Origin of the sequence: Bacillus marinisedimentorum (genome assembly GCF_001644195.2) — a bacterium.
GTDB classification, from domain to species: domain Bacteria; phylum Bacillota; class Bacilli; order Bacillales; family Bacillaceae_O; genus Bacillus_BL; species Bacillus_BL marinisedimentorum.
In genome coordinates, this window is the sequence record NZ_LWBL02000055.1 from 1 (window position 1) to 4648 (window position 4648).

Consider the following 4648-nt stretch of genomic DNA (forward strand, 5'->3'; position numbering starts at 1 on the left):
TTTTCTGTATACTTTTTTGAATTTTTCCATTACGATGAAAATGGTAGAAATTTGATTAAAAAAACAGGAGGTTGTCAGCATGCAAAAAAGGATGACATTTTCAAAAACGGAAGCGGGAGGGGTCATGCTCGGCTAATCTCTTGGATTTGAGAAGATGACGGCAAGCTCCTGCTCACTTCCGTTCAGCAAATGTTTACAAGCAGTTGCGAATACGGATGCAGGAGGATTTTATTTTGAAAAAGAATACACTTGCACATCACAATATACGTATGTTGTTTTGGATAAATCTATTTGGAACGGCAAGCTTTATCGAACCGGTATTGACGCTGTTTTATCTGGAACGGGGGCTGACAGAGCAGCATATCCTCTGGATAATGATGTTCTGGAGCGGCTCTGTGCTGATTGGTGAATTGCCGACGGGGATATATGCCGACCGGTTTGGCGCCAAGATCTCCTTCATGACAGGATCGGCTGTCCGCTTCATTAGCATCGTCCTGTTATTCTATGCTGCGGAGCCGTGGCAGTTTTTCCTTTATAGTTCATTGAACGGCATTTCGGTCACATTTTTTTCAGGTGCTGAAGAAGCACTTATTTATGAATCACTCAAACGGTCCCGTGAACAGCATCTGATGGACAGGGCAATGGGAAATATCAGGTCTGCCGTATTTTTGACAAGTATCGTCACGGTACTGGCCGGAGCTTATCTGGCAAAGGATTTGACGGATCAGCAATTTCACATGTTGATTGTCCTTGGAATGGTTTTTCATGCCGTGGAGTTTTTTCTGCTGTTTTTTGTAAGACAGCCGCCCGGAGAACAATCATTCCGTGGTAATCCGTTTGCTCATATTACAACCGGTATTCAGGTAATCTGGAGCACGCCGCCGCTTTTCTGGCTGTTCTTGAATGTCAGTATTGTCTTTATCACAGCCGGCGCTGTTTTTGAGAACTTTGATCAGCCGTTTTTGACGAAGGCCGGCCTCCCGGTTGAATGGATCGGCGCATTTTATGCTCTATCCGCACTGCTGGGTTTTGCTGTTTCCCGGTCAATTGGTTTGATCACATCCAGGGTGCCGCATGTCGTGATCATGTATGTGACTGGCATAGGTGCGGCAGCAGGATTACTTTTAGCCGGATTGCTCGGCTGCAGCCTTCTCACTGCAGGTGCCATCTTTTTTGGGCTCAGGCTGATAAGGGCCGTTCGCGATCCGGTTTATTCACAGCTCACGAATGATTGGATACCTTCAGGCAGCAGGGCGACAACACTTTCGCTGTTATCGATCATCGATTCTGTCCTTGATCTGGTCATTTTCGGCATGTTATCAGGTCTGGCGGACAGCGGGCTTTCCATTGTGTTTCTTGCAGCCGCAGCCATTGCTTTAATCGGTGCACTCATACCCGTCAAGAAAGCACCTGCCGGGAAAGAAGCAAATGGAGAGCTGAAACCGGATACACGGAATGGTGCATTTTAATTGGAAGTTTTGTGAGAGAAGGGAGTGCCCGGCAATTGCCGGGCATTTCTGCTGTTTTTGGCGGCATAGGTACAATGCAGGCGGAATTTTCATACTATGGTTATGAATGCACAGAGGAGGCGATATTATGAGAGAAGGCCAAATTCATAACCGGGTCGATGATTTGGAGACGGCGGAGTATGAACCAGATGAATCCCGAGGGGGTCCGTGGGCATTCCCGGTGAAATCTGAATTAGAAAGGGGAACGCTGAAAGTATACGGTTCGGGAAGTGTTTTTGTTGTCCCTGACATGGCCGTAATTTCATTCGGAATCATGACGGAATCAGAAAATGTAACAGAAGCCCAGCAGGCAAATGCCGAAAAAGCGAACCGGCTGGTGGCGGCACTCAGACAAATGGGCATTGCAAAAAATGATATCAAAACGGCAGGATATACAATCGTGCCCCGCTATGACTTTGTCGAAGGGAAACAAGTTTTCCGTGCGTATGAAGTAAGGCACCGGTTCGAAGTGCAGGTAAGGGATGTGTCTATGGCCGGAAGGGTCATTGATCTGGCTGCTGCATCAGGGGCAAACATTGACTATGATGTTGAATTCAGGCTGTCGAATGAAGAAAAATATTATCGGAAAGCGCTGCAGCGAGCTGCTATCGATGCGGGAAAAAAGGCGGAGGCCGTCTCCATGAGTGCAGGCCTGCGGCTTATTCGCATACCGGAATCCATCACTGAATTGCCGGCATCAAGACCAGAGCCAAAGTATGTTCAGGCCTTTGCTGCCCAGATGGAAAGTGCCACCCCTGTTGAACCGGGACGGCAGGAGATTGAAGCCAGGGTGGAATCCGTTTATCGATACTGTTGATGTGATTGCCTGGCAATTGCCAGGCAACTCCCAGGCAACAGAAACCAAACGTCTTACCTCTGACCCTGTTTATGTTAGAATGGACGGGGTATACATACAAGTAGGTTTAATTTAGACAGGGAGGTTACATATTTATGGGTTCTTTAGATGGACAAGTGGTAGTGATCACAGGGGCGAGCAGCGGAATTGGAGAGGCGACAGCCGAAAAGCTGGCAGGTGAAGGTGCGAAGGTCATGCTGGCGGCCCGCCGTGAAGAGCGCTTAAAGGAAATCGCTGATCAGATCCGGACAAAGGGCGGCGGTGAGATTGATTTTAAGACGACAGATGTGACGTCAAGACAGGATGTTGAAGAATTGATTGCCTATACAAAAGAAACGTTCGGCCCTGTCGATGTTTTGTTTAATAATGCCGGTTTGATGCCGCTCTCGTTAATGGATAAAGTCAAAGTGGAAGAATGGGAGCGTATGGTCGATGTCAATATCAAAGGTGTCCTATATGGGATTGCGGCTGTTCTTCCTGACATGAAGGAGCGCAACACCGGCCATATCATTACGACGTCATCTGTAGCGGGCCATGAAATCTTCCCGGGCAGCGCTGTATACAGCGGTACGAAATTTGCTGTCAGAGTCGTAATGGAAGGGCTGAATAAAGAACTTGCCCGCACAAACATCAAGTCAACGAGCATTTCGCCTGGAGCGGTTGCAACAGAATTGACCCAGACGATTACGGATGAAGATATTTTGAGCGGGTTTGCCAAGCAGCAGATGACACCTCTTCAGAGTGAAGATATAGCGAATGCTGTTTACTACGCCATAAGCCAGCCTGAAGGTGTCGAAGTGAATGAAGTCATTGTCCGGCCGACGTCTCAAGGCTAATTGGATACCATTCAACCAGGGACATGAAAGAAGGGGCCGCCGATCGGTCCCTTTTCTTTAATATGTAAGAAAGTTTTTAAGCAAGATCAACGTCTAGCTGCGAGCCCTGGCGGCTATCGTCATAAGCAGGACCGCCCCATGAAGGGAAAAAGCGTCCTTCCTTGTGCGGCCCTGTTTATGCGTACGCCGCTGAGCAAGGGTTCTCCGCATTTCGAATTGTCAGCTTCAGGCGTAAGCGGCTAGTGATCCCCTCCGGAAAGGAAAACCGCCTTCCTGCGGGCACCCCCGCTAAGCGGGCGCTTTGCGCTTTCCTATGTGCATTTTTGAAAAAACGGTCAGCGTACCTCAAGGCTGCACCAGCTTTCGCCGTTTTGTAAGAAATGGTTTTCGTATTCATCCTCACTTATAGTAAAATGGAAGGTGATAGTTGGAAACGTTTTCAATAAGGCGGTGGTATTATGCAAAAAGCATTGCGTCACGCAAAGATTCGGGAACTGATCACAGCCCATGAGGCAGAAACACAGGATCAAATTACAGAGATGCTGAGGGAAGCGGGTTTTTCGGTGACCCAGGCAACCGTTTCGAGGGATATAAAAGAACTCCAGCTTGTCAAAGTGCCCATGAAAAACGGCCGGTCACGCTACAGTCTTCCGGCTGACCAGAGCTATCAGCCGCTCCATAAGCTGCGGCGGGCGCTGCAGGATGCGTTTGTCCAGAGCAGTTCGGTCGGGCAGTTGGTCATCCTTAAAACGATGCCGGGAAATGCTCATGTGATTGGTGCCCTTCTCGATGAATTGGATTGGGAAGAAATGATGGGAACAATATGCGGAAATGATAACTGCCTAATCATATGCCGCGAGGAAGTTGATGCCGTAACCCTTGAGGAACGGCTCCATAAAATGCTCGATGTTGAAACGAGGCAGGATGATGAAACAATTCTTATGTTCGATTAACTGGCCCTTCTTTTAAAGAACAGGGTCTTTTTTGTGTAGATGTTCTGCAATCTCGTGTGGAACAGTAAGATATTTTTTTAAAATGAAAGCGATATCGACACAAATCGACTATTGACGACATGGTTCCTCCTCGTTAAAATAGTAACTATAAATTCCAAGTCAAAGCATCTTCCATATGCACTGAAACAAAGTCCTGACAGTTCCGGAATGCTTCTGTGAAAAGCCGGACCGCAGGTAGTAACAGTTCTTTTTATAATCTTCGTGTCTAAAGCTTCGGCGTGCAGTCCTTTGACCGCGCTGAAGCTTTTTTATTGTTGGCTGTGTTAAAGCGCAATGTTGTTTTTTTACACTAGTTGATTGGAGTGGAAGGTGCGAAACTCCTCGAAAATAAAAACCAATTTTCTTCGTGCGGTGTCAATTCGAGGAAGCTTATTCAATGTCCTGCGGGACTAGCGGGACAGGTGAGACCCCGCAAGAGCGATAGCGATGAGGAGA

4 protein-coding genes are annotated in these 4648 nt (G+C 47.7%); all 4 read left to right on the forward strand.

The window, feature by feature from the left end; all coding sequences use genetic code 11:
- Positions 1-233: 233 nt before the first annotated feature.
- The 4 genes from A4U59_RS16520 (at position 234) to ahrC (ending at position 4153) form a co-directional block, all read left to right on the forward strand.
- Complete coding sequence (locus A4U59_RS16520; RefSeq protein ID WP_211274958.1) at positions 234-1469, forward strand: MFS transporter; 1236 nt, start codon at positions 234-236, stop codon at positions 1467-1469.
- Positions 1470-1596: 127 nt separating this feature from the next.
- Positions 1597-2325: an SIMPL domain-containing protein gene (locus A4U59_RS16525; protein WP_070121410.1), complete on the forward strand. Its 729-nt coding sequence runs from the start codon at positions 1597-1599 to the stop codon at positions 2323-2325.
- Between the two features lie 134 nt (positions 2326-2459).
- Entirely contained in the window at positions 2460-3200 is a 741-nt protein-coding gene (locus tag A4U59_RS16530) for an SDR family oxidoreductase (RefSeq protein ID WP_070121411.1), read from the forward strand.
- A gap of 458 nt (positions 3201-3658) precedes the next feature.
- A complete protein-coding gene (gene ahrC / locus A4U59_RS16535; protein ID WP_070121412.1) occupies positions 3659-4153 on the forward strand; it encodes a transcriptional regulator AhrC/ArgR in 495 nt (164 codons plus the stop codon).
- The last annotated feature ends 495 nt before the right edge of the window (positions 4154-4648 follow it).